This window comes from Sorangium sp. So ce1153, from assembly GCF_051521595.1.
In the GTDB taxonomy this organism is placed as follows: domain Bacteria; phylum Myxococcota_A; class Polyangia; order Polyangiales; family Polyangiaceae; genus Sorangium.
The window spans coordinates 3,277,076-3,301,690 of record NZ_CP150361.1 but is presented as its reverse complement, the minus strand read 5'-3'; the positions used below and the strand labels follow the sequence as shown (position 1 = coordinate 3,301,690).

Sequence of the window (24,615 nt, the reverse complement as noted above, 5' to 3'; positions counted from 1 at the left end):
TAGCCGAGGCGCACGAAGGGAGTCATGGGTCCATCTTGTCAAGCAGCTGTTCAAGGCGATCGACGTGCTCCGTCCAGAAGGCGCGGTAGTGCGCGATCCAGTCGATGAGCGGCTTCATCCCGCGCGGCTCGACCCGGTAGTAGACACAGCGCCCCTCGCGCCGGCCGTTCACCAGACCGGCGTCCTTCAACGTGGCGAGGTGCTGCGAGACCGCCGGCTGCGAGATGTCGAAGCGCGCCGTGAGATCCTTCACCGCCGCTTCGCCGCGCGTCAGCGACTCGAAGATCGCCCGGCGGCTGGGGTCCGCCAGCGCCTGGAAGATCTTGTCTTCGACCACGGCCGCGCTCCGCATCCACGATGCATAAGCGTTTGCTTATTGATTGTCAAGCACGCCGCCTGGGCGGGGGTCGAGCCGCGCAGCGCCTACGACCACCGCTCGGAGAGGACGGCCCTCATCCTGTCGATCCGCAGCGCGCGCTCGAGGGCGCGGCCCTCGAAGGCGCTGAGGAGGGCGGGGAGCGCCTGCCGGGCCAGCGCCAGGAGCGCGCGGCGGCGGACCTCGGGATCGAGCCTGCCCTCGGTGACGATCTGGCCGAAGGCGAGGCCGAGGATCGCCTCGTCGCGGGTGAGCAGGCTGTACTCGTCCTCCTCGCCGAGCGCCTGGACCTCGGCCGCCTCCACGGCGTTCCAGTGGGCGTTCTCCACCTCCCAGCGGGCGAGGAGCGCGTCGAGGAGCTCGAGGGGGCTGCCCTTCGGGTGCTCGTCGCGGAAGTCGCGGAACGCGGTCAGGGTCTCGTGGGCGGTCTCGTTGCCGAAAGGGGCGGTCTCGTCGGTGAGCGACCAGAAGAACGGGTCGGTCAGGGCGGCGGCGGCCCTCGGGTGGCAGTCGTCAGGCGAGAGATCGGGGAGCTCGGGCGCTTCGGTCATGAGGTGAGGGCCTTCCGTCGGGTGAGGCGCTGGCGCGCAGCGCCGCTACCTTACCGCGCCGGGACGCCACGTCAGGCCGTGGCGCGCACGCCCCTCGTCACCTTCAGTGCCAGTGCCCCTTGCCCTTGTGCTTGTGCCTGTGCTTGTGCTTGTGGACGATGATGACCCGGCCGTCGTCGTCATCGTCGTCGTGCACGATCACGGTCGGCTTCACGTCGACCTTCACGGCCCACCCGGTGGCCACCAGGATGGTGATCACCGGCGCGCTCGGGCCGACCACGATGACCGAGCCCGGGTGGTAACCGCAGAGGACCACGTCCGTGTGCCCGCCCTCCTTGACCACCACCGTGATCTTGGTCGGGTTGACCTTCACGTTGAGCTTGCCCGCGAAGTAGAGCCGGTCGGGCCCGGGCGCGAGCACGATGACGTCGGGGCCCGACGCCGTCTGGACGGCCAGCTTGATCTCGCGATCGCCGATCGGCACCGGCTTGAGGTTGAGATCCAGCACGTACACGCGCAGGTCGCCCGAGTCCTTGTCGGCGACGATCTCCACGATGTCGTCGCCCACGGGCTGGAGCACGCCGCCGTTCGGCCCCTTCATCCCGTCGAGCTTGTGCGCGTCGTTCTCCTTGGCCTTCTCATGGAGCTCCCGGGTGCCGCCGCGCGGCACGTGCAGCACCCCCTTGAACGGCGCGCCCTTGACGTTGAACTCGTAGTTCACCTCCGTCAGGTCGTCCTCGAGCGGCGGGATCTTGGCGAGCAGGACCCCCCCCGACTTCGGCTCCGGCACGAGCTCCGCCGTCACGGGGGCGCCCTCCTTGCCCGGCACCTTGACCTTGACGTTGCCCGACACGCCCTCCTCGATGGGCTTCCCGTCGCGATCCTTGACGAGCACCGTCACCTGCCCGTCCTGGGCCACGGTCATGACGACCGAGCCGGGCTCGTGCTGCTCGGTCAGCGCCCAGTTGTCCTCGATGCTCTCCGCCGTGATCTGCGGCGACTTGCTGCAGGCAGGCGAGACGAGCGCCGTCGAGGCGACCGCGAGCGCGACGAGCACGGAACGAACACAACCCTGGATTCGCATACATCCCTCTCTGGCAAAGCCTGTTCGCGAGCGTTCGAGCCACGGAGCCGACCCACGGGGCCCGGGCGGGCCGGCCGCGCGCATCCTATCAGAGCGGCCGCGGCGCCCGTGGATCTGTCCCGATGTGTTCACACCGCACCTCCTGTGCGCCTCACACCTGCTTGCGGGTCACGGACCAGATGAAGCCGTCGTACCAGAAGTGCATCAGCGCCACGGTCTGCGTGATCGACCACAGCGCGCGGTCGTCGGCCGGCGCGAGCTCGGCCCAGACCCCGTAGGCGAGGACGCCCCCGAGAAAGGCGGCCGCGGCGAGCAGCTTCCCCGAGCGGAAGGCGTCGAGGCGCAGCCGCCGGCGGAGCCGGCCGCCCTCGGACCACCAGACGAGCGCGAGGTACTGCACGGCGTGGAACAGGTTCATGATGAAGAACGCCTGTCCCCAGGGGTTGAACCCCCACGTATAGATGGAGCAGAGCCCCGTGCTCGCGAACAGCCACACCTTGGGGAACGACACCCGGTATCCCCGCCGGTGCATCGCGCGGTAGGCGAGCGCGTAGTAGAGGAGGAACAACGTGCCTCCAGCGACGACGGCCCAGGTGATGTAACGATGGCCGGACGCCATCAGCGCCGGGACCGCGGTGAAGAAGGCGGCGTCCACGTCCTCGAAGGCGTCGAAGCTCTCGAAGTGCAGGAGCATCGTCGCGCCGCCGAGGATCGGGCCGACGTAGAGGAGCAGGTTGAGCCAGAGATCCAGCCGGCGGCCGAGCGCGGGCGCGTTCCCCTGGCGCGCGTCGTAGATGCGGCCGAGGCCGAACGTCTGGAGCGCCGAGTGGTAGACGTCCCAGAACACGACGAGGACCGACACGACGGCGACGGCCCACATCGACAGCATCATCGCGGCGAACACGGCGACCGGCGCCACGAGGAAGCGGAGCCGGTGCTGCCGGAAGATGTCCGCGTTGCCGTGGCTCCGGAGGAGCACCGCGCCGAGGTGGCCGTGGATGAGCGTGCCGATGCAGAGCGTCGCCCACGTGACCTTCTCCCCGCGCAGCCTGAACTTCGCCTCGGCGAACGGCGTCCCGGCGATCAGGGCGCCGGCGGCGAAAGCGAGGAGCGGCGGGAGCAGGAAGAAGGCCCAGTCGTACCCGCGGCTCACGATGTAAGCCGCCCTGTCCGCCGCGGCGAGGGGCGCAGGGGGCGCGGGCTCGGCCGGCGCGCTCATGCAGGGCGCTCGACCGCCGCGGGCCGCGGCGCCGGGGCTGCCTGCGAGAAGCCGATCGTCCACCCCTGCGCACAGAGATAGTCGACGAGGGAGAGCAGGAAGAGATTCACGCCGAGCATCTCCAGCGACTCCTCCACGAAGTCGATGAGCGCATAGACGAGGTTGTCGCTCCCGGCCTGCTCGGTCCAGTACCCGAGCGGCAGCTCCAGGACGAGGGCGCCGGCGACATAGATACAGCCCGAGAGGATAAATCGATTCCTGGTGTCGCGTGGGAGGTGCGAGAGGAACCTCAGGTACGCGAGCGCGAACACCGCCACCACGACGGCGGCCGGGATCACCCAGCTGAAGTACAGGGCGCCGCCCAGCTCGATCCAGGAGCTCGCCGCCTCGTGGAGCTCGACGACCTCGTCGAGCGAGATGTAGAGGAAGGCCGCGGCGAGCCCCCACCAGTGCCTCGCGAAAGCGCCTGCGCGGCCGGCGCCGGTGGCGATCACCGCCAGGAGGAGCGAGCACGCGAGCAGCAGGGACGATGTGTACCACGTGGGCACATTCTGCTCGTAGCTGAGCGAGAGCAGCGGGACGACGCCGCTGCGGCTACTGAGTCGAAGGATCGGCTTCAGCACCTCGACGGCGAGCCCGGCGCTCGCGACGGTCGCCATCACGGCGAACATCGCGACCCGCAGCCTGGACCTCGGGAGGGTGATCTCCATCGGACCTGAACAGATACGCGAGGACGTCGGACGCGGTCAACGCGGCCGGCTCGCTGCGCCGCGCTGCCCGCTGTCGCCGCCGGACGAGGTCGCTCAAGGAGCGTGGTACGACACGACCTGGCCCTCGTAGCGGTAATCGCCGCCGCTGGACCAGAACACGTCTTGACCTTCCGGGGCGATGACGCGCCAGGCGAAGTGCTGGCCAAGCGCGATCACGACGGTCTTGCCGCTCGCCAGGTCGTGCGCCTGGACGCTGCGGTTCTGGCTCTGGTCCGTCGAGAACAGCGTCGAGCCCCGGAGGGCCAGCCCCGCCATCGAGCCCCCCTGATGGACAAGGGTCTTCTCCCCTCCGGCGATCGGCGCCTTGAACACGCCGCCGTCGCCGGTGTTGGCCCAGTAGACGAACTCCGCGTCCACCGCGATCCCGGCCGGCTCGGCCTCGTTCTCGGCGAGGACGGTCACCTCCCCGCCCGACTTCGCCACCTTGTAGACCTTGCTGGTCGACGAGCCGCCGGTCCAGTAGATGTTCTCCGCGTCCTGCGCCAGGTGCTCCGGCACGCCGGCGTCGGCCGCGAGCACGACGGGCTCGCCGCCGTCGAGCGCCATCTTGTAGAGGTTGTGCCCGTCGCCGTCACCGAAGTAGAGGGCCGACGCGTCGCCGGTGAGGCTCAGCAGATAGCCGATCTCGACCAGCGTCTCCACCTCCAGGCTCGCCTTGTCGACGCGCCGGATCGCCGAGGGGATCACCGGATCATTGTCGCCGCCGCTCGCCCAGTACACGTGGGAGTCATTGACCCACAGCGCCGTGGGGTCCGGGTCCGCGGGGGTCATCGCCTCCGGCGCGCTGGTGCCTGGCTTGACGCGGTAGATGTAGCCGTCGTTCTTGTCCTCGGGCGCGCTCTCCTCGGTGCCGCCGCTCGCGAAGTAGAGGTACGTATCGTCGGCGGCCAGGGCCATCGGGTAGCTGTGCTGGTCCGCCATCACCGTGGGCGGGGTCATGCCGGCGTAGACGCTGGAGAGACGGTTGGTCTCCGTGATGACGTTGTCGCCGGAGACGTCCTGGCGCTCCAGCGGCGCGAATTCGTCCGAGCCCTCCTGCGCGATGAAGCCGCGGGCATCGAGGACGGTGTCTTGCCCGAGCGCCGCTTCCAGCTCGACGGTGATCGGCAACGTGAGCGTGATCGGCTTGTCGAACGTCCGGCCCTCCGGACCGAGGACATACGTGGGTCCCACCGCGCCGTCGCGGGGCTCGTCGACGCGCTCGACGGTGATCACGGTGGCCTCGCTCACCGCGCCAGGCGGCACTTCGATCTTGAAGCCGTCCTCCGCGGTGAAGACCCCGCCCTGAGCGTCGACGGAGAACTGCGAGCCGGGCTCTGGCTGCGGCTGCGGGCCGGTCCCCGACGTGGACGCGGCGTCGTCGCCGCCCGTGTCCTTCCCCCCGCACGACGCGCTGCCCAGCGCGACCGCCGCGCACGCCAACACCATCAATGAGGCTCGTTTCATCGTCTTGCTTCTCCGCGGGCGGTCGTCGCCGCCCGTTGTTCGAGAGGGTTGCGCGCAGAGGCACGGCCGGAGCTCCGCAGTCGAGACCGGGCGACGCGAACTTCCGACAGGGAGTGCTCTGCGCGAGGTGTTCGTCGCTGTCGCGAGCGCCCGTCTTCGAGCCAAACGATCTCTTTATCAACTCCTGTCTCGATGAGCAACGCTCGTGATCTCGAATCGGAAAACACTCAACTACGGTGTGGGCGGCGACGTGGTGAGCGACCCCCACACGACCACTGCCGGCGACGGACAACGCCGAGATCCCCGCGCGCGGACGCGGCGCTTTCGCCCTGGTCATGTGACAGGGAAGCGCCAGACAGGCTGACGGCGGAGCCGAGCCTGAGCGCGCGAGAGCGCACGTTCCACCCGCGGAGGTTGTCCCGGGCATGCAGTTGCACCATCGCTCGCCGGCGGCTCATGAATCGGCGGCGACTGACGAGTCGGCGGCGGCTCACGAATCAGCGCGATGAGCCGCGCGCTATCTCACGCTGACGTCCCGGTACGACCGGCGCAGCGCGGGCGAGCGCCGCGGCGCCATGCTCGCGAAGCTGGGTGTGGCGATGTGGTGAGCGCGCCGCGCGGCGCGGGGCGGTCTCCGAGCGTCAGCGCCCGGGGAGCGGCAGCCCGGCGTGCGCCGAGAGCCGGGCCATCGCGAGCTTCGCGGCGACCAGGGCCTCCTCCGGCGTGCGGCCCGTGGCCGAGAGGTGGCCCATCTTGCGGCCAGGGCGAGCGATCCGCTTGCCGTAGAGGTGGAGCCGGACGCCCGGGATCTCCAGCGCGGCCTCGAAGGCCGGCGGCGCGCCCTCGAGCCACGCGTCGCCGAGCAGGTTGACGATCGCCGCCGGGCGGACGATCTCGACCGAGCCGAGCGGGAGGTCGCACACGGCGCGCACCGCCTGCTCGAACTGGCTCGTCGCGCAGGCGACCTCGGACGCGTGGTAGCTGTTGTGCGGCCGCGGGGCGAGCTCGTTGATGAGCAGGCGGCCGTCCTTGAGCAGGAAGAGCTCGACGACGAGCAGGCCCTCGACGCGCAGGCCCACCGCGAGATCGAGCGCGATCTGCACCGCCTGACCCGTCACCGCGGCGGTGAGCGGGCCCGGCAGCAGCGACCAGTCGAGGATCTGGTCGCGGTGGTGGTTCAAGGCCGGCGGGTACACCGCCAGCTTGCCGCTCGGGCTCCGCGCGACGAGCACCGACAGCTCGGCCTCGAGATCGAGCGCCTGCTCGACGACGCAGCGCTGGCCGCCGAGCGACCCGAAGAGCGCGGCGGCCTCCGCCCCGGCGTCGCCCTTGCCGCCCTCGCCCGGCGCAGCGCCCGCCGAGAGCCGCAGCTGCCCCCGGCCGTCGTACCCGCCGACGCACGACTTCACGAAGCACGCGCCGCCCATGGCGCGCGTCGCCTCGAGGAGCTGCTCGCTCGTCGCGACCTCGCGGAAGGGGCCCACAGGGAAGCCGTTGCGCGACAGCCAGGCCTTCTGCACGCCGCGGTCCTGCACCATGGCCAGCACGTCGGCCGACGGGCGCACCGGCGCGAAGCGGGCGGCCGCCGCGAGGCCCTCCGTGGAGACCTTCTCGATCTCGAGGGTCACCACGTCGCACTGCGACGCGAGCTCGACCGCCTTCTCCACGTCGTTGAACGACGCGACGATGCACTGATCGAGCACCGATCGGGCCGGGCAGTCCGGGTCCGGGTCGAGCGCGTGGACCTTGTACCCAAGCGTGCGGGCGGCGAGCGCCGTCATGCGGCCGAGCTGGCCGCCGCCGAGAATACCGAGCGTGGATCCGGGGGCGATGGGCATTGCAGGGGACCTATACGAGGATCGCGTCGCGGAGCACCGCCGCTTCCTGCGCGCTGCGGAAGGCGGCGAGGCGCTCGCGGAGCTCGGGGTGCTTGCCAGCCAGGATCGCCGCCGCGAACAGGGCGGCGTTCGCCGCGCCGGGCTTGCCGATCGCCATCGTGGCGACGGGGACGCCCTTCGGCATCTGGACGATCGAGAGCAGCGCGTCCATGCCGTTCAGCGCCGTGGCGGGGATGGGCACGCCGATGACCGGCAGCACCGTCTTCGCGGCGACCATGCCAGGCAGGTGCGCGGCGCCGCCGGCGGCGGCGATGATCACCTCGAGCCCGCGCCCCTCGGCCGAGCTCGCGTACTCGAACATCCGGTCCGGTGTGCGGTGCGCCGAGACGACGCGCACCTCGTGCGGGACGCCGAGCTGCGTGAGCAGCTCGCTGGTCACCGCGAGGTGCTCGTAGTCGCTCTTGCCGCCCATGATCACGCCGACCCAGGGCTTCTCGGTCGAGCTCGCCTTCAATTCCGTGGGGGCCCGGCCCTCGCCGGCCCCTCCCTGCGCCATCGTGCTCATCGTTCCACCGCTCGTTCCACCGATCCCCCGGTCATCGATCCACAAACGCGCCGCGCCATCGGCGCGTCGCGACCGCGTCAGCGCGTGAGCTGCTCGAGCAGGCTCAGGCTCTCGCGCTCCTCCTCGCCGATCTCGCCGTCCGACGAGATCATCTCGCGCGCGGCGGCCAGGAAGAGCTGCCGGTGCGCGCGGGGGATCTTCATCGGATCCAGGTCGTCGGCCGCGGGGGGCACGTCGAGCCAGCTGCGCACCTCCTTGGCCTCCTCCTCGTCCAGCTGGAGCCGCAGGATCATCTTGCGCACGAACTCGCGCTCCTGCTCGCGCACCTGGAGGTCGGCCCAGGCGAACGAACAGATGAACCGCATCAGCTGGAGGCGTTCTTGGCGAGAGAGCTTTTCGAGCATGGGAGGGGACTCTAGCCCGGATCAGGCGGCGTTTTGTGTGGAAATCATTGGCCGGCCCGCCGTAAGGAGATCCCGGAGCCGGCTGCCTGGTGCCTACCCGCGCTCGCGCTCCCGCGCCGCGCTCGACTTCCCGACTTCCCGACTTCCCGACTTCCCGCGCCGCGCGCCTTCCGTGACTCGCGTCTCCGTGGCTCCGGCGGTCGCCCGGCGCGCCCGCCCGCCGCGGCTCAGCGGTACGGGCCGGCGACGCGGGGGCCGCGCAGGAGCGCCGCCAGGTGCAGCTGCGCGCCGAGCAGGTCGCGCAGGGTCGCGGGGTCCTCGAGCGGCGCCGGCACGGTGACCACGATGGCGTGCGGGGCGATCCGGAGCGCGCGCGCGCGGGCCCGGAGGCGCTTGACGGCCTCGCGCGCGCCGGGCGAGGCGGCGCGCAGCTGCTCCGGGTCGTCCGGATCGAGCGGCGCGTCGAGCGGCGGATCGAGCACCAGCGTGACCTCGGAGCACTCGGGGTGGAGGCCGCGCTCGAAGCAGGTGTCGATGTGGAACGTGGCGCCGTCGAGCTGCGCGTCCCGGATGCGCATGCGGCCCACCTCGAGGCGGCCGTGGAGCTCGGCCGCGAAGCGCTCCCAGGCCGGGCGCATGCCGGCCATCGGCGTGGGCGGCGGGATGCGCGCGGAAGCGGCCGTGATCTCGACCGCCAGCGCGGCGAGGTGCTCGAGGAACGCGCCGAGCCAGGGCTGATCGTGGCCCGGCGTGCGGGACCGGACCGCCACGTGCTCGTCGTCGAGCCGGACGTCGTCGAAGGCGAGCAGCGCCCGACGCAGCGGCCCCGCGATCACGGCGCGGACCTGGCCGGCGTCGCGCCCGCGCACGCGGTAGCGACGGCCGAAGCCCTCGTCGTCCTCGGACGAGAGCGCGAGCAGGAAGCGCTTCACGCCGACGTCCAGGTCGAGCCCCCACGACGGCCAGCGCAGCTCGCCCATGAGCGCGCCGCTCGACGACGAGCCCGCGTCGATCCACACCGACGCCGCGCAGCCGGCGAGCGCGCCCGTGAGCCGCAGCTCCAGCGGGTCGAGCGAGAGGCCGTGGCGCGCGCCGACCGCCTCCCAGACGGCGCGCCACCTCCCCGAGCCGATCTGCCGGCGCATCGAGCCGAGGTCGGGCGGCCTGTCAAAGGCGCCGAGGATGAGCGGCGTCGTGTGGACGATGCCGTCGCCGCGCGCGAGCTCGACGCGCACCTCGAGCCCCCAGACGAGGGCGACCCAGCCGGCGTCGAACGAGGGCGCGACCGAGCGCGGGATCCGGAACCGGAACGGCAGCTCGCGCCCCTCGTCGCGGCTGTCGGCGCGGCGGAAGGCGGTGAAGCGGTGCGCCTCGGTCGCGCGGTTCGACGCGCCGGGGTCGGCGCCGAGGAGGCGCTCGACGCCGACGAGCGAGATCTCGATCCCGCGCACGCTGCGGCCCTGCACGTTGCCGAGGGCCACCGCCCCGGAGATCTCGTCGCCCGGCGCGAAGACCTGATCGTCGAGCGAGACCTCGACGAAGGGGCTGTCGCCGCGCGCCGTGGTCCCGGCGACCGGCGACCGGCCGGGGCGCGTGACGGGGCGCGGCGAGACGAGCACCTCGTACGACTCCTGGACGTCGAGCCACCACGGGATCGCGATGGAGAGCGTGATGCCGTAGCGGATCTCGGCGCGCGTGCCGAGGTACGAGCAGGGCGCGTCCGGCGGGAGCGGGAAGCTCGCGCGGTAGCGCTGCTCGCCGTCCGGGAGCGTCGTCTCCCCGGCGACGCGCGCGACGAGCGAGAGGAAATGGGGGGGCACGAGGACGCGCTCCTCGACGCGGGCGACCTGCATGCCCTCCAGGTGGAGCTCGATCGAGTCGACCGGCGTCCGACCGCGGCTGCGGAGCACGAGCTCGACCAGGACGACGTCGCCCGGGTGGACGGTCCTGGACATCCGGAGCTCGATGTCGGGTCGGCTTCGCATGGCGTCCGGCTCAGCGGCGCGGGCTCACTTCACGAGCGGCGCCGGGACGGCGAGGCGCAGCGGCCCGCGGGGGGCGCCGCGCTCGAAGAGCTCGCCGCGACGGTCCGCGACGCCGAGGCGCATGAGCCCGTCCGCGCGCACGAGCGCGAACGGCGCGCGCGGCACGGGCGCGTCGCGGGCCGAGTCGCCGCGGCCGGCGTCGAACGGGACGACGAAGACAACGACGTCCTCGGCGCCGGCGGGGGGCGCGCGGTGCGGGGCGGCGCTCGCGCAACGCGCCGCGACGGTCGCGTTCCTGTCCTCGCTGGCGCAGCGGGCGAGCGCGCGCCGGTCGGGGTCGGCGCCGACCTGCGCGAGGTGGTCGGCGGCGGCGAGGCGGACCGCCTCGGCGGGGTCGCGCGCGAGCAGGTCCCTCGGCGCGGCGCCGTCGCAGCGCGCCCGGGCGACGGTGAGGCCCGCGAGCGCGTTGGCGCGCACGTACGGGCGCGCGTCCGACAGCGCCCCGCAGAGCGCCGCGGACGCGCGCGCAGGCAAGCCAGCGCGGCCCGCGATGCGCCCGATCGCGCCCGCCGCGTTGCCCGCCACGGCGGCGTCGGGGTCCCTGAGCAGCGGCGGGAGCAGCGGCAGCGCGTCCGCGGCGCCCACCGCGCCCAGCGACCAGATCGCGCTGGCGCGCACGCCGGGATCCGGATCGCCCGCGAGCTTGCGGAGCGCCGCGGCGGCCTCGGGGTGCCCCGCGAGCGCCTCGGCGATCTTGCGGCGGTCGTCGATGGGCGCGGTCGCGGCCATCCGGGCGAGCGCGGCGCCCGCGGCCTGCCCCGGCATGCGGCCGAGCCCCTCGAGCAGCGCGTCGCGCGCGGCGTCCGGCGCGCTCGCGACGGCGGCCGCCACGTCGCGGACGAGGTCCGGATCGCCCGGGTCCTTCGCGTTGCTCGCGTCGTTCGCGTCCTTTGCGTCCTTCGCGTCCTTTGCGCCCCTGCCGTCGCCGGCGCGGGAGAGCGCGCCCGAGAGGGCGATGCCGAGCGCGCCCCGGTCCTGCTCGGCGGCGACGGTGAGGCGCTGGAGCAGCGCGCGCGCGCTCCCCGGGCCGGCGACGCGGGAGAGCGAGACCGCCGCGCGGAGGCGCACGTCGGCCGACTCGTCGTCGAGCGCCTCGAGCAGCGCGGCGTCGACAGCGGCGCCGAGCTTCCCGGCGGCGCGCGCGGCCCCGAGCGCCTCGATCACCGCGAGGCGGAGCGCGGCGGAGCGGGCCTTCGCCAGCGGCAGCAGGACCGCCTGCGCGCGCGGCGAGCCGGTGCGCCCGAGCAGCTGGACCAGGGCGAGCTTCTCGTCGGGCGGCGTGGCCGGGTCGACCAGCAAGGCGCGCGCCGGGTCGACCGCGCGCCCGTCGGGCCGCGCCGGATCGAGCAGCGCTGTCGCGGTGCGGATCGCCTCGCGGCGGACCGAGGGGTCGGCGTCGCCGAGCAGCTCGAGCACGCTGGGCAGCGCCGCGGGGTCGCCGAGCGCCCCGAGCGCGCGGAGCCCGTGCCGGAGCGGGACGACGCCGCGCTGCATCCCCCGGACGAGCGCGGGGAGCCCTTCCCTCGCCTTGAGCTCACCGAGCACGAGGGCAGCGCCCGCCGCGGTGTTGCCCGACGGCGCGGCCGAGAGCGCGGCGATGAGCGACGGGACGACCGTCGCCGCCAGCTTCCCGGCGCTGACGAGGGCGTCGCGGACCGCCGACCGCGGCGCCGCCGGGTCGTCCTTCGCGAGCGCCGCCAGCAGCACCTTCACCGCCGCGTCGGAGCCGACGCGGCCGAGCGCCCGCAGCGCCGCTTCCCGCACGTCGTTGCTCGACGCGCTGCTGTCGGCCGGGCGCGCGCCGGCGAACGCGCCCGCGGCCCCCGGCGACGCCGCGACGAGATCGGCGATCGCGGACGTCGCCTCGTCGGAGCGCAGCCGTCCGAGCGCGGTCACCGCCTCGACGCGGACGTCCTGGGACGCGTCCTGCAGCGCGAGGATGAGCGCGCTGACCGCCCGCGCGTCGCCGAGCTCCCCGAGCGCCCGCGACGTGGCCCTGCGGACCTCCGGCACCGAGTCCTGCACCTTGCCGATGAGCGGCACGACGGCGCGCGCGTCGCCGATCCGGCCGAGCGCGCGCGCGACCTCGGCGCGCACCTCGGGCGCCGTGTCGTCGAGGTGGCCGAGCAGCGGCGACACGGCGTCCGGGAGCCCCGCCGCGCCCATCGCGGCCGCGGCGGCGAGGCGGACGTGCGGGTCGGGATCGCCGAGCACCCGCCCGAGCGCGACGACGGAGCGGTCCGTTGGCGCCGCGCGGATCACATCGCAGGCCGCGAGCCGCAGGCGCGCGTCGCCCTCGCCGAGCCACTCGATCACGAGGTCTCCCGCGCGAGGCATCCGGAAGCGCACGGCCGCCCCGGCGAGGTGCAGGCGCACCTCGACGTCCGGATCGCTCATGCCCTTCTGGATGAGCCCGATCGCCGTCTCCGGGGCGAGCTCGCCGACGCGGGTCGCGGCGAGCCGGCGCTCCGACACGTCGCCCGAGGTGAGCGCGCGCGCGATCTGCTCCGGCACGTTGGGCCAGAGGAAGGCGGCCGCGTCCCCGGGCGGCGCGAGCGCGGCGGCCGAGGCGGCGACGACGAGCAGGACGTGCGGGAGGCGGCGCAGCGGCGAGACAGAACGGCGCACGCCCGGAGCGTAGTACAGCGGGCGCGGCCGCGTCATGGCCGTTCCAGGTGGCTCGATCGCCGCGAGCCGGCCCGCCGGGCGGACGCGAGCGCCCGGGGGACGGGCGCCTCCGCCGGCCGCGGGGAGGACCTTTTCCTGGCGCTCCCGCGACCGTCCCCGGCGTGCAACAGTCAGGCGAGGTGCCTGATATGATTCCCTTCTCCGTTCTCGACCTTTCTCCGATTGTCCAGGGCGGAGACGCCGCCCAGGCCCTGCACAACACCCTCGACCTGGCGCGGCACGCCGAGCGGCTCGGCTATCGCCGTTACTGGCTGGCCGAGCACCACAACATGGGCGGCGTGGCCAGCGCCGCGACCTCGGTCGTGATCGCGCACGTGGCTGGCGGCACCTCGACGATCCGCGTCGGCGCGGGCGGGATCATGCTCCCGAACCACGCGCCCCTCGTGATCGCCGAGCAGTTCGGCACGCTGGCGTCGCTCTTCCCCGGGCGCATCGACCTGGGCCTCGGCCGCGCGCCCGGCTCGGACCCGCTGACCGCCCGCGCGCTGCGGCGCAACCTCGCCGGCGACGTCGACGGCTTCCCGCAGGACGTCCTCGAGCTGATGGGCTACTTCCGCCCGGCGGAGCCTGGCCAGCCCGTGCGCGCCGTGCCCGGCGCCGGCCTGGACGTGCCGATCTGGATCCTCGGCTCCAGCCTCTTCGGCGCGCAGCTCGCCGCGGCGCTGGGCCTGCCCTACGCCTTCGCGTCGCACTTCGCGCCGGGCCAGCTGATGCAGGCGATCGCGCTGTACCGCCGGGAGTTCCGCCCCTCGGCGCAGCTCGCGCAGCCCCGCCTGATGCTCGGCTTCAACGTGTTCGCCGCCGACACCGACGAGGAGGCCCGCCGGCTCTGGAGCTCTCTCCAGCAGGCCTTCATCAACCTGCGCCGCGGCCGGCCAGGGCCCCTGCCGCCGCCGGTCGAGGGCTTCGAGCGCGAGCTGGGCCCGATGGAGCGAGCCGGCCTCGAGCAGGCGCTCTCCTGCTCGGCCGTGGGCTCGCCGGAGACCGTGCGGCGCGGCCTGGAGGCCTTCATCGAGCGCACCCGCGCCGACGAGCTGATGGTGACGTCCCAGATCTTCGACCACGCCGCGCGGGTGCGCTCGTTCGAGATCACGGCGCAGGTGCGCGACGAGCTCGCCCGCGCCGGGTGAGGCGCCTCGCCGGGCCACCTCCGGCGCGGCCCGGGGACCGGTTGCCCTGAAGTTCAGCAATTTCGGTCAGGCACGGCGGGCGGCCGCTCGTTACCCTGCGCCTGCCTCACGCCGAGCCTCACTCCGAGGAGGACACCGCGTTGACCGAAGCCGCCGCGAACGCCTACATCGCCAGGTTCCGCAGGGTGCTCGAGCACATCGACGCGCACCTGGAAGAGGACTTGACGCTCGAGCGGCTGAGCGGCGTCGCCGCGTTCTCGAAGTACCATTTTCAGCGGCAGTTCTCCGAGCTGTTCGGGATGGGCGTCCACGAGTACGTGAAGCTCGTCCGCCTGCGGCGCGCGTCGTACCGGCTCGCCCTGCCGGCGCGGGAGCAGGCCCGGATCATCGATGTCGCGATGGCGAGCGGCTACGAGAGCCCCGAAGCGTTCTCTCGCGCCTTCAAGAAGGCCTTCGGGCAGACGCCGTCCGAGTTCCGGGAGCAGCCCAGGTGGGACCCCTGGCACGCGACCCACGAGCGCCTGAGAGAGACAAGGACCCTCCCCATGCAGTCCGCTCATCGCGCCGAGGAAGTGAGGGTAGTGCGGTTCGAGGAGACGCGCGTCGCTGCCTTCGAGCACCGGGGCGACCCGAAGCGGATCCTCGAATCGGTGCGCGGGTTCATCGCGTGGCGCAAGGAGAACAGGCTCCCGCCGCGGGTGAGCGCGACGTTCAACATCCTGCACGACGACCCGGCCGCGACCCCGCCGGAGGCCTACCGCGCGGACCTCTGCGCGGGGATCGATCGCCCGGTGTCAGAGAACCCGTTCGGCGTCGTCGAGAAGACGATCCCTGGCGGCCGCTGCGCCGTCCTGCGGCACACCGGAGGCGACGACACGCTCTTTCACGCCGTGAAGTACCTGTACGCAATCTGGCTGCCCGCGAGCGGAGAGGAGCTGCGGAGTTTCCCGCTCTTCCTGCAGCGGGTGCGCTTCTTCCCGGAGGTGCCCGATCACGAGGCGGTCACGGACATCTTCCTCCCGCTCCAGTGAACAGGCGGTCATTTCCCGATCTCCCGTCCCCCTGACGCCTCCCGGAGAAACGAGCATGAATCAATTCGTGGGCAGCCGCAGCCTTGTCGTTCGAGACGCGATGAAGGACCTGTCGTTTCCGGTGCTCCTGATGTACTCGACCGACGTCCCGGCCGAGGTCGTCTCGATGGGGCCTTATTCGCTCGAGGTCGCTCCGGACGCCCCCCTTCCCGCTGGCCCCTCGCCCCTCGTGGTCATCTCGCACGGCGGCGGCGGGACGCCCCTCGCGTACCGGACGCTCGCGTCCCACCTCGCGCGGAGCGGGTACATCGTCGCGATGCCGGAGCACCCCGGGGACAACCGCCATGATCGATCCCTGTCCGAGGCGCTCGAGAACCTCGAGAACCGACCTCGGCACATCCGGCTGACGCTCGACGCTCTCTGTTCCGACGCGGAGATCGGGCCTCATCTGCAGCGTGACAACGTCGCGCTCCTCGGCCACTCCATGGGCGGCTATACAGCGCTCGCCGTGGCGGGCGGCCAGCCCTGGACGGGGCCAGGCCAGAAGGTCGCGGTCACGAGCGATCCGCGCGTCAAGGCGCTGGTCCTGATGGCCCCCGCGACGGGATGGTTCGTCCCCGACCACGCCTTGCAGGACGTCAGGGCGCCCATCCTCTTGCTCGTGGCGGAGCACGACCGCATCACGCCGAGGTGGCAAGGGCAGCTCGTCCTCGATCTCGTCCCCGACCGAGCGCAGGTCACCTGCAAGATCGTCGAGAACGCGGGGCACTTCTCCTTCCTGAGCCCGTTCCCCCCCCACATGTGCAACCCGGGCTTCCTGCCCGCCACCGATCCCCCCGGCTTCGATCGCGAGGCGTTTCAACGCCAGCTCCAGCAGGACGTGGTCGGCTTTCTCGACGCGTCGCTGGGGCGGAGCGCGTCATCGTCGCCCTGTCCGTCAGGCGGCCCTCCCGTCGTCGATCCACGGTCTGCCATCTAGTCACTAGCGATGGCGCGCGTCGCAGCCCCGGCCCGCGCGGCTCAGCCCCCGCCGCCCTGCGTCGCGGGCCACACCTGCGCCAGGAAGCCGCCGTCGACCGGGATGTCCTGGCCGGTGATGAACGAGGCCTTGTCGCTGAGGAGGAAGGCGACGAGCGCGGCGACCTCCTCGGGCGCGCCGACGCGGTTCATGGCGTGCAGCGACGCGGCGAAGGCGGCGCCCTCGGGCGTCTCGAGGCGCCAGCCCGCGGTCGCCATCTCCGACGAGACGATGCCAGGGCTCACCGAGTTGACGCGGATACCCTGCTGCGCGTACTCGACGGCGGCGCCGCGCGTGAGCGCGACGAGGCCCGCCTTGGAGGCGCCGTACACCGTGATCCCGGGCGCGGCGCGCCATGCGCCCGCCGAGGCGCAGTTGACGATGGCGCCGCCGCCGCCCGCGAGCATGGCCTTGATCTCGTACTTCATGCACCAGAAGGCGCCGCGGAGGTTCGTATCCATGAGCGCGTCGTAGTCTTCGTTGGTCACCTCGGCGAGCGGCCCCATCGTGCCGTATCCGGCGTTGTTGAAGGCGCCGTCGAGCCGGTCGTAGGTGGAGCGCGCGGCGTCCACGAGCGCCACGACGTCGCGCTCGACCCGCACGTCGGCCGTCACCCAGGTGATCTCCCCGCCGCGGCGCTTGATCTCCTCGACCAGCGCGCGCCCCTGCGCCTCGCGCCGCGCGCTCGCGACCACGCTGGCGCCCTCGGCCGCGAGCGCAGCCGCCGCCGCCCTGCCGATACCCGAGCTCGCGCCCGTGACGATGATGACCTTGCCGTCCAAGATTCCCATAGACACATCTCCGTTCAACCAATGAGGAATGAGCTGCCCTCGCGGCGGTCACCTCCGCAAGAAGGAACGACCGCGGGGTCTCACCTGTCCAGCGCCGGCGCCGACGCGCCCCTGACGACGCCCGCGCCTCACCCCGGGTCGAGCCGGTAGACCCGCCCCGTGTTGAACATCACCACGTAGACCTCCCCGGCGGCGTCCTCGCCGAAGGACGCCGGGAGGCCGGGAGGGCTCAAGGCGGAGGTGAGCTCGACGCGGTCGGTCGCGGCCTTGCCGTCCCAGACGAAGGAGAAGAAGCGGCCTGTCACGTAATCGGCGTAGACGTAGCGGCCGCGCAGGCACGGGATCTTCGCCCCGCGGTAGACATAGCCGCCGACGATCGAGCCCGCCTCGCTGCGCGGGTGCTCGACCGTGGGCGGGACGCCGCGCGGCTTGCACGCGGAGCCGGGAGGATAGCAGTGGGTGCCCTCCATCGCCTCCCAGCCGTAATCGTTCCTGCCCTGGCCGGGGCGCTCCACCAGGATCTCCTCCCAGCTCTTCTGGCCGACATCACCGATGTAGAGGTCCCCGGTGAGCCGGTCGAAGCTGAACCGCCACGGGTTCCGGAGGCCGTAGTCCCAGATCATCGTATCTCCGCTCGTCATGTTGCCCGCCGGCGACCTCGACGGCTCATCGACGTTGATGCGGAGGATCTTGCCGAGCTTCGAGGTGAGGTCGGCCGCGGGGCTCGGCGATCGCGCGGAGTCGCCGATCGCGGCGTAGAGGTAGCCGTCCTTGCCGAAGGCCAGCATGCCGCCGACGTGGTTCCAGGCGCCGTGCTTCACGTCGACGAGGGAGCGGACCGGCTCGGGGTGGGCAGCGTCGCCGCCCTGCGCCGCGCGCTTCCACTCCTCGATCACGACATTGCCGCGCGGGGCCGACGAGTAGTGGAGCCAGAAGCGCCCGTTCTTCGCATAGTCCGGGTGGAAGGCGAGCCCGAGCAGGCCGCCCTCCGCGTTCGGCGCCGGGAAGAAGACGCGCGAGCGGAGGTCGAGGAAGGGCGCCGGCTGGACGGCGCCGTCCTTGATGAGCCGGATGATCCCCGGCTTCTCGAGCACCACGAGGCGCGCCGGATCGCCCGGCGGCGCGGCGACGTACGTCGGCTGGTCGAGCCCGCCCGCGACGAGGGTGAGCTTCAGCGGCGGAACGCCGCCGCCGCACTTCGCCGGGCGAGCGAGCTCCGCGGCGCTCGCCGGCGCGCTCGCAGGCGCGCCCTCCGCCGCAGGCGCCCCTCCCGGCGCCGCGGGCGCCGAGCCGTCCGTCGCCGCGCCGGCCTTCGCGGGCGGGGTCGCCTCCGCTGCCGCGGCCGGTGCGGCGGCGCTGCCCTCGCGAGCCCCTTCGGGCGGCCCGGCGACCTGCACACGCTTCTCGCACGCGGCTACACTGCCCGCGAGCAGGAGGCAGCAGGCGGCCCGATGGAACGCGCACGCTCTCGTCACGCAGGCAGCGCGCCCGACGGCGCGCCGGGGGCTCGGTCTCTCGATCAAGCGGTCACCTCCACCTCTTCCTCCATCACGAGCCGCCGGCTCTGGCAAGCCGCCACCGCAACGCTGCTGCTCGCGACCAGCGCCGGCGCGGGCTGCAGCGCGAAGGAGACGCCCCGGACCGAGCCCCTCCCCGCGCCGGACCGGCTCGCCGCCGCCGTCCCGTCCGCGCGCCGCGCCCCCCCGGACGAGCGGGCCGCCGCTGGCCCGCCCGCGGTCGCCCGGGATCTGCCGCCCTGCAAGGAGGGCGACGCCGATCCTCCCGATCTCCGCTGCACCGGCCTCTACAGCGACTTCGGCGCGCGCACGCTCGCGGAGGGTGTCCGCGAGTTCAAGCCGGCGTTCGAGCTCTGGAGCGACGGCGCCGAGAAGACGCGCTGGATCTACCTCCCTCCCGGCTCGACCATCGATGTCTCGCGGATGAACGACTGGGTGTTTCCGGTCGGCACCCGGCTGTGGAAGGAGTTCCGGTTGCCCGTCGCCGGCGCGAGCCGCCGCCTCGAGACGAGGCTCCTCTGGAAGACCGCGGAGGATCGCTGGACGCGCGCCACCTACGTCTGGTCCGAGGACGGCGCCAGCGCTGTGCAGGTGAAGGCCGGCGTTCCTCGCGTGCCGGGCGTGGAAGGCTACGCGATCCCGGCGCAGGTCGACTGCATCCGCTGCCACGCGGGCAAGACGGACAACCCGCTCGGCTTCGAGGCGATCCAGCTCGCCGCGCCGGAGGCCAGCGGCCTGACCTACGCCGAGCTCGTCCAGCGCGGCCTCCTCTCGACGACCTCCGGCGCCGCGCTCCCCGGCGCGGCCGCCCTCGCGGTCCCCGGGAGCCCCACCGAGCGGAGCGCCCTCGGCCTGCTCCATGTCAACTGCGGCGTCTCGTGCCATCACCCGCTCGGCGTCGCGACGCATTTCGAGATGCGCCTCAACATCGACGCTGCCGGTCAGGTGGGCGACGTGCGCGGCGCGCGCGTCTACCAGACGGCGATCAACCAGCCAGCGAAGCTCCGCCCGCCGGGGGCGCCGCCGGAGGCGCGCTATTACCGGATAAGGCCCCTCGATCCCGATCGCAGCACGGTGGTCCGCGCCATGTCCCGGCGCGACGCGCCCGGCGCGCCGCCCGAGCAGATGCCGCCGCTCGCGACCCACCGCGTCGACGAGACCTCCGTCGCCGCGGTCCGCGCCTGGATCGCCGCGATGACCCCCGCCGCCGGCTACCCGCCCGGCGCGCCCTGACGGCCAGCTCGCCGGCTGGAGCCGACGCCCGCCCCACGCCGGCGGACGATCGCGCGCCAGCGCCCACCCGCCGCTGCAAAGCCTCTGTCGCGCCCTGCGCCTGCCGCCCTACCGCTGCCGTCCGAGGCGCCGGGCTGAAGGGCGCTCTGCAAGCCGGCGAAGGGAGCGCGCAGGAAACGCCCTCGCGCGCGCGCCGCGACGTGGTGATCGCGCGCGCCGGGCTTCATGCTCCCGGCGATCGCAGCGCCGCGCGGCCGCGGCCGGCGTCGCGCGCGCCGGGCGCGAGGCACCGGCGGATGCCCCGCCCTTGCCCGACGAGCGCCCACGACCACGGCCGGGGGGAACAACGTCACGTGAAGCAGCCGAAAGAGATCAAGAAGGCGGAGGGCAAGCTCGGGATCCTGCTGCCGGGGCTGGGCGCCGTCTCGACGACGACCATCGCGGGCACCCTGCTCGCGCGGCGCGGGCTCGCCGCGCCGATCGGGTCGCTCACGCAGCTCGGCACGATCCGGCTCGGCCGGCGGACCGAGGGCCGCGCGCCCAGGATCAAGGATTTCCTGCCGCTCGCGGCGCTCGATCAGCTCGTGTTCGGCGCGTGGGACATCTTCCCTGACAACGCCTACGAGTCGGCGCGGCACGCGGACGTGCTCGAGCGCCGTCACCTCGATGCCGTCCGCGAGGAGCTCGAGCGCATCCGGCCGATGACCGGGGTGTTCTACCCGCAGTACGTGCGGCGCCTCCACGGCAACCACGTGAAGAGGGGCGCGAGCAAGGCGGACATGGTCGAGCAGGTCCGGGAGGATCTCCGCGCCTTCCTCCGCGACAGCGGCGCGGCCCGCGCCGTCGCCGTCTGGTGCGGCTCGACCGAGGTGTACATCGCGCCCACGGAGGTCCACGCCTCGGTCGCGCGCTTCGAGGCGGGGCTCGCCGAGGACCACCCGGCGATCTCGAGCTCCCAGATCTACGCCTGGGCCTGCCTGAAGGAGCGCATCCCGTTCGCGAACGGCGCCCCGAACCTGACCGTCGATTTCCCTGCCGCGTGGGAGCTCGCGCGCAAGCAGGAGGTGCCCATCGCCGGCAAGGACTTCAAGACCGGCCAGACCCTGATGAAGACGGTGATCGCCCCCGGGCTCAAGGCGAGGATGCTCGGCGTCGCCGGGTGGTTCTCGACGAACATCCTCGGCAACCGCGACGGCGAGGTGCTCGACGACCCGGAGTCGTTCCGGTCCAAGGAGGTCTCCAAGCTCGGCGTGCTCGAGCACATCCTCCAGCCGCACGCCCACGGCGAGCTCTATGGCAATCTCTTCCACAAGGTGCGGATCGAGTATTACCCCCCTCGGGGCGACGCCAAGGAGGGGTGGGACAACATCGATCTGGTCGGCTGGCTCGGCTACCCGATGCAGATGAAGGTCAACTTCCTCTGCCGCGACTCGATCCTCGCCGCGCCCATCGTGCTCGACCTGGCGCTCTTGCTGGACCTCGCGCAGCGCGCCGGGCTGCGCGGCACGCAGGAGTGGCTGAGCTTCTACTGGAAGAGCCCGATGACGGCGCCGGACCTGTACCCCGAGCACGACCTCTTCATCCAGTCGATGAAGCTCAAGAACACCATGCGCTGGCTCATGGGGGAGGAGCTCATCACCCACCTGGGCAACGAGTACTACGACTGATCGCGAGGAGGCAGCGCTGGCCGGGGTGGGACGCCGGCGAAGGCGCTGGCGCTCAGGGCTCGAACGACACGTCGAGCGTGTACGGCCCGGCGTCGTTCAGGCTCCGGAAGCCGTCGATGAAGATGAACAGGGGAACGCCGGCGGTGACCTCGAGCTCGAGCACCTCGTCGGCGCCGCCGGAGTGGCGATCCTCGCACGCGAGCTCGGAGGCCGCGTCCAGGCAGCTCGAGCGCACGACGATGGCCTGGTCGGTGTCGGACGACAGCACCAGCGTGAGCGTGCCGTCGGCGGGCGGCGTGAACCGGTACACGTCCTCGCGCGTGTTCGGAAGGAGGCAGCCGCCCGAGAACGAGGTGGTGCCGGTCTGCGTGTCACCCTCGTTCACGCCGAGGACCGCCTCCCTCGCGCCCTCGCAGACCACGGAGCAATCGCTGGCGCAGCCGTTGGTCTCCTCGACGTGGTTGCACTGCTCGGGTCGAGTGAGGACGCCGTCGCCGCAGACCGCTTGCGTGAACGTGGAGCGCAGGGTGTACGGCCCCTCGTCGCCCGGCACGAACGCGTCGATGACGAGGCTCACCGACTCGCCGACGCTCAGGGGCACCTCGAGCAACTCCGGGATCCAGCGTTCGCCGAGGTCGGCGCAGGCGAGCTCGAGGTCGGGGTCGGGGTCCGCGCACACGGAGCGCGCGTAGATCGCGTGGTCGGTGTCCGACTCGAGCACGACCGAGAGCGTGCCCGACTGCCCCTCGGGCGGCGTGAACCGGTACACTTCCTCGCGGCCTTCGCCCGTGCCCACGTCCAGGCAGTCGCCCTCGAACGCGTTCGTGCCGAGCGAGGTGTCGCCCGAGACCTCCGGCAGCAGGGGCAGCGCGGCCGCGCAGGCCGCCGTCGCGAGCGCGACGCAGGCCTCCTCGCAATCGTCGTCGCGGCAGTCGACGGCCGCGTCGCCGTCGTTGTCCTCGACGTCGTCGCAGGTCGCCTCGTAGATCCTGCACTGGCCGGTGCTCACGTCGCACTTGCCGAGCGCCGGGCACTGCGCGTCCTCGGTGCACGCGGGCCGGCAGCTCAGCGTCCCGTCCTCGGCCGGGAGGCACGCGTAGCCGGGGCGGCAGTCGCTCGCCGTTTCGCACGCCCCGTAGCAGAGGTGCCCGTTGCCGCCGGAATCGATGCAGACACCGTCGCCGGGGCAGGTGCCGCCGGTGTGCTCGCACGAGCTGATGCAATAACCGCCGGGCCATCCGTCGAAGGTTTCCCGGTTGCAGAAGTTTCCTGCGCACTCGGCGTCCTCGGTGCAGGCCGCGCCGTCGGGCAGGTCGGTACTTCCGCCAGCGCCCCCGGCGCCGCCCGTGCCAGCTGCGCCCCCTGCGCCGCCCGCGCCTCCTGAAGCATCGAGGCCGCCCGAGCCACCGGCGCCGCCAACGCCAGCTGCGCCGCCCGTGCCGCCGGCGCCGCCAACGCCAGCGGCGCCGCCTGCGCCACCGGCACCGCCTGCGCCACCGGCACCGCCCGAGCCTCCCGTGCCGCCTGAGCCTCCCGTGCCGCCGGCGCCACCCGCGCCGCCGGCGCCACCTGCGCCACCTGCGCCGCCCGCACCTCCCGTGCCGCCTGCGCCGCCGGCGCCGCCAGCACCGCCCTCGCCCCCGCCCCCGGTCGCGCCAGCGCCGCCATCGCCGCCCTGCCCTCCCCCGCCCCCGGTCGCGCCAGCGCCGCCATCGCCGCCCTGCCCTCCCCCGCCCCCGGTCGCGCCAGCGCCGCCATCGCCGCCATCGCCGCCGGCGCCGCCGCTTCCTGTGCTCGTGCTCGCGGCGCCGTCATCGTCTCCGCACGCCGCGGCGCTCGCTGTCAGCCCCAGCATGAGAAGGCATGTCATCCATCGTCGATTCATCCGTCGCTCCAGGGAAAAGGGGGACTCGATTGCCGAGGACGCGGAATGGCTGCCCAGCCGCGCGGCGCCATACTCGGTGCAATGGCGTCTCGTGTGAACCCCCCACGAGCGCCGTTTCCGAGTTCCGTCGGGGCCTCGCGCGGCGCCGGGCACGGTGACGATGAGCGCCCGCGCCCGCGGAGGGCGCCGGCGCGGCCGGGTCGATCGGAATCCGGGATGGCAGCGCCACGTCGAGCTCGGAGAGAGCGCGCGCCGCGTCCTGTCGCGACGACAGCGCGCCACCTCCACGAGGCAGGTGGACGCCGAATTGCGCGGTATCGCCCCCTGGCGGCGGCGTCACTGCCAGCGCAGGTGGACGTCGACGACCGCGCCCGTCCGCGTCGAGGTGCCCTCCGCGAACGTGAACGCGGCGCGCTCGACCTCGCAGTTACCGCGCCCGTCGCAGCGCCGCTCGCGCCCGTACGAGAGCTCGATCGCGACGAGCCCGCGCGACGCGAGCGGCTCGAGCTCGCCGGCGCTCGACGCGCGGTTCGCGTCGCGGTCGCTCCAGAGCACGAGCCTCGACCACGCCTCGTCCCGCGCCGTGATCCGGCCGTCGCCGTCGGTGTCGAGCTCGCGGAGCGCGGTGAACCCGTTGTCCGCGCGGGCGCCGCTCGAGAGCACCGTCGCCGAGCCGAACAGCTCCTCGCCGCCGTCGATCGCCCCGTTGCCGTCCCGATCGAGCGCGAGCCACGGCGTCGCCGCGGACGGCCAGTCGGTGGCGATCGTGGCCCCGAGCCCGCTCAGATCGAACGCGCCGCTCATCGCGGTCACGTACTCGACCGGCCGCTGCTCGAACGAGAGCACGAGCGGCGTGCTGGCGGCGCTGCCGTTCTCCTGGCACCCGGTCCAGGTCGCCACCCCGTCGATGTCCTCGCACTGCTCGAAGCCCTCCGTCCCGTTGCTGGTGCAGCTCCGGGACTCGCCGATCTCACACGCCTCCTCGCCTTCGAGCGCGCTCTCGTCGCTCCCCTCGCCATCGGCGGAGGTCACCTCGCTGACGCACCCGACACCGAGCGACGCCGCCGCGAGGAGGAGCGACAGGGAGAGAGAGCTCACGGCACCAGAACGGATCATCGAAGAATGCTTGTTCATGGCACAGCTCTGGAGCAAGGCGCGCGCCAGCTCCTCTCCGCCTGTGCCACGCGCCGCTTTTCTCGACAATCCGAGGGCGCCAGGAGCCCTCCGCTCCCTGATTCGCCAGAATGTGCCGGATCGAGACAGTGAATTGTGCCAGAATGGTCGCGCCTCGATCACGGCACTTCGGCGGGGTGAGCCAGCTGGCGCGGGAGGCCGGCTCAGGGCGCCAGCAGGTCGT

At 73.0% G+C, this 24,615-nt stretch carries 20 protein-coding genes; 5 read left to right on the top strand and 15 right to left on the bottom strand.

What is annotated here, in order from left to right; genetic code table 11:
- Positions 1 to 22: 22 nt before the first annotated feature.
- The 11 genes from WME85_RS11785 to WME85_RS11735 form a co-directional block, all read right to left on the bottom strand.
- On the bottom strand, positions 23 to 352 hold the full coding sequence (locus tag WME85_RS11785; RefSeq protein WP_437758124.1) for an ArsR/SmtB family transcription factor: 330 nt from the start codon (positions 350 to 352) through the stop codon (positions 23 to 25).
- Positions 353 to 423: 71 nt separating this feature from the next.
- Positions 424 to 927, bottom strand: a complete 504-nt coding sequence (locus WME85_RS11780) for a hypothetical protein (protein ID WP_437837712.1) — start codon at positions 925 to 927, stop codon at positions 424 to 426.
- Between the two features lie 103 nt (positions 928 to 1,030).
- Entirely contained in the window at positions 1,031 to 2,011 is a 981-nt protein-coding gene (locus WME85_RS11775; protein ID WP_437837710.1) for a hypothetical protein, read from the bottom strand.
- Positions 2,012 to 2,162: 151 nt separating this feature from the next.
- Complete coding sequence (locus WME85_RS11770) at positions 2,163 to 3,230, bottom strand: hypothetical protein (protein ID WP_437837709.1); 1,068 nt, start codon at positions 3,228 to 3,230, stop codon at positions 2,163 to 2,165.
- Positions 3,227 to 3,940 carry a hypothetical protein gene (locus WME85_RS11765; protein WP_437837707.1) on the bottom strand — a complete coding sequence of 238 codons (714 nt, stop codon included), beginning with the start codon at positions 3,938 to 3,940 and terminating at the stop codon, positions 3,227 to 3,229. The genes WME85_RS11770 and WME85_RS11765 overlap by 4 nt, the downstream gene beginning before the upstream one ends.
- Positions 3,941 to 4,033: 93 nt before the next feature.
- Positions 4,034 to 5,446, bottom strand: coding sequence for a DUF5050 domain-containing protein (locus WME85_RS11760; RefSeq protein WP_437837705.1), 1,413 nt, complete (start codon positions 5,444 to 5,446; stop codon positions 4,034 to 4,036).
- Positions 5,447 to 6,087: 641 nt separating this feature from the next.
- Positions 6,088 to 7,284, bottom strand: a complete 1,197-nt coding sequence (gene purK, locus WME85_RS11755) for a 5-(carboxyamino)imidazole ribonucleotide synthase (RefSeq protein ID WP_437837703.1) — start codon at positions 7,282 to 7,284, stop codon at positions 6,088 to 6,090.
- 10 nt (positions 7,285 to 7,294) lie between these two features.
- Positions 7,295 to 7,840: a 5-(carboxyamino)imidazole ribonucleotide mutase gene (purE, locus tag WME85_RS11750; protein WP_437842274.1), complete on the bottom strand. Its 546-nt coding sequence runs from the start codon at positions 7,838 to 7,840 to the stop codon at positions 7,295 to 7,297.
- 86 nt (positions 7,841 to 7,926) lie between these two features.
- Positions 7,927 to 8,214, bottom strand: coding sequence for a TerB family tellurite resistance protein (locus WME85_RS11745; RefSeq protein WP_437309208.1), 288 nt, complete (start codon positions 8,212 to 8,214; stop codon positions 7,927 to 7,929).
- 266 nt (positions 8,215 to 8,480) lie between these two features.
- On the bottom strand, positions 8,481 to 10,238 hold the full coding sequence (locus WME85_RS11740; protein WP_437837701.1) for a hypothetical protein: 1,758 nt from the start codon (positions 10,236 to 10,238) through the stop codon (positions 8,481 to 8,483).
- A gap of 24 nt (positions 10,239 to 10,262) precedes the next feature.
- Positions 10,263 to 12,926 (bottom strand): HEAT repeat domain-containing protein, encoded by a 2,664-nt coding sequence (locus WME85_RS11735; protein ID WP_437837699.1) that lies wholly within the window; start codon positions 12,924 to 12,926, stop codon positions 10,263 to 10,265.
- 188 nt (positions 12,927 to 13,114) lie between these two features.
- On the opposite strand from WME85_RS11735, the gene WME85_RS11730 reads away from it, so the two are divergent.
- From WME85_RS11730 to WME85_RS11720, 3 genes are all read left to right on the top strand, one after another.
- Positions 13,115 to 14,116, top strand: a complete 1,002-nt coding sequence (locus WME85_RS11730) for an LLM class flavin-dependent oxidoreductase (protein ID WP_437837697.1) — start codon at positions 13,115 to 13,117, stop codon at positions 14,114 to 14,116.
- A 140-nt stretch (positions 14,117 to 14,256) separates the two neighbouring features.
- Positions 14,257 to 15,147 carry an AraC family transcriptional regulator gene (locus WME85_RS11725; protein ID WP_437837695.1) on the top strand — a complete coding sequence of 297 codons (891 nt, stop codon included), beginning with the start codon at positions 14,257 to 14,259 and terminating at the stop codon, positions 15,145 to 15,147.
- Positions 15,148 to 15,202: 55 nt separating this feature from the next.
- Complete coding sequence (locus tag WME85_RS11720; RefSeq protein ID WP_437837693.1) at positions 15,203 to 16,126, top strand: alpha/beta hydrolase family protein; 924 nt, start codon at positions 15,203 to 15,205, stop codon at positions 16,124 to 16,126.
- A 41-nt stretch (positions 16,127 to 16,167) separates the two neighbouring features.
- Here the strand turns inward: WME85_RS11720 and WME85_RS11715 are convergent, their stop codons facing one another.
- Entirely contained in the window at positions 16,168 to 16,956 is a 789-nt protein-coding gene (locus tag WME85_RS11715) for an SDR family NAD(P)-dependent oxidoreductase (protein ID WP_437837691.1), read from the bottom strand.
- Between the two features lie 128 nt (positions 16,957 to 17,084).
- On the bottom strand, positions 17,085 to 18,353 hold the full coding sequence (locus tag WME85_RS11710; protein WP_437837689.1) for a PQQ-dependent sugar dehydrogenase: 1,269 nt from the start codon (positions 18,351 to 18,353) through the stop codon (positions 17,085 to 17,087).
- Between the two features lie 54 nt (positions 18,354 to 18,407).
- On the opposite strand from WME85_RS11710, the gene WME85_RS11705 reads away from it, so the two are divergent.
- Both WME85_RS11705 and WME85_RS11700 read left to right on the top strand, forming a co-directional pair.
- Positions 18,408 to 19,706 (top strand): hypothetical protein, encoded by a 1,299-nt coding sequence (locus tag WME85_RS11705; protein WP_437837687.1) that lies wholly within the window; start codon positions 18,408 to 18,410, stop codon positions 19,704 to 19,706.
- 353 nt (positions 19,707 to 20,059) lie between these two features.
- Positions 20,060 to 21,373: an inositol-3-phosphate synthase gene (locus WME85_RS11700; protein ID WP_437837686.1), complete on the top strand. Its 1,314-nt coding sequence runs from the start codon at positions 20,060 to 20,062 to the stop codon at positions 21,371 to 21,373.
- Between the two features lie 52 nt (positions 21,374 to 21,425).
- Here WME85_RS11700 and WME85_RS11695 read toward each other — a convergent pair whose 3' ends face one another.
- Positions 21,426 to 23,243: a DUF4215 domain-containing protein gene (locus WME85_RS11695; protein ID WP_437837684.1), complete on the bottom strand. Its 1,818-nt coding sequence runs from the start codon at positions 23,241 to 23,243 to the stop codon at positions 21,426 to 21,428.
- A 351-nt stretch (positions 23,244 to 23,594) separates the two neighbouring features.
- A complete protein-coding gene (locus WME85_RS11690; protein ID WP_437837682.1) occupies positions 23,595 to 24,374 on the bottom strand; it encodes a calcium-binding protein in 780 nt (259 codons plus the stop codon).
- Positions 24,375 to 24,615: the final 241 nt, after the last annotated feature.